Below are 849 nucleotides of genomic sequence, written 5' to 3' on the forward strand. Positions count from 1 at the left end.
GGGGCCATCGGCATCGAGATGTGCGAGGCGCTTTCGGATTTGTGGGGCATCGACACGACGCTCATCGAGATGGCGCCGCAGATTTTGCCGCAGGCCCTGGGCTCGGATTTCGCGCGCGTGGCGCAGCACGAGCTGGAGAAGAACGGCGTGAAGGTGCTGCTGGCCGAGACCGTGACCGGGATCAAGGGCGACGATTCCGGCCGGGTGCGGGCGGTGCGCACCAAGGGCGCGGGCGAGATCCCGTGCGACCTGGTGATCTTCGCGGCGGGCGCGCGCCCGGCCACGCAGCTCGCGCGCGACGCCGGGCTTGCGACCGGCCGGTTCGGGGGCATCCTGGTGGATGCGCGCATGCGCACCTCGGACCCGAACATCTACGCGGGCGGCGACTGCGTGGAGCTGCGCCATCTGGTGAGCGGCCACACGGTGCACCTGCCGCTCGGCTCGCTGGCCAACCGCGCGGGCCGGGTGATCGGCAGCAACGTCACGGGCGGGGACGCGCGTTTCGAGGGCGTGGTCGGCTCGTTCGTGATCAAGGTCTTCGGCCTGGGCGTGGCCCGCGCGGGCCTGACCGAGGCCCAGGCGCGGGACGCGGGCTTCGACCCGGCGTACGCCATCGTGCCGACCACGGACAAGGCGCATTTCTATCCCGGCGCGAAGATGCTCTACTTCAAGCTCATCGCGGACAGGAAGAGCCGCCGCGTGCTGGGCGTGGAGGCCATCTGCGAGAACGGGGACGCGGCCAAGGCGCGCGTGGACGCGGTCGCGGCGCTGCTCCCGCACCGGGCCACGGTGGAGGACGTCTCCAACCTGGAGGTGGCGTACGCGCCGCCGTTCGCCCAGGCCATGGAC

At 71.6% G+C, this 849-nt stretch carries 1 protein-coding gene; it reads left to right on the forward strand.

The window, feature by feature from the left end; translation table 11 throughout:
- Positions 1-849: FAD-dependent oxidoreductase (locus DSX2_RS13130; protein ID WP_020881571.1), on the forward strand; the 849-nt coding region annotated here is incomplete at both ends.

This window comes from Desulfovibrio sp. X2 (assembly GCF_000422205.1).
In the GTDB taxonomy this organism is placed as follows: Bacteria; Desulfobacterota; Desulfovibrionia; order Desulfovibrionales; family Desulfovibrionaceae; genus Alkalidesulfovibrio.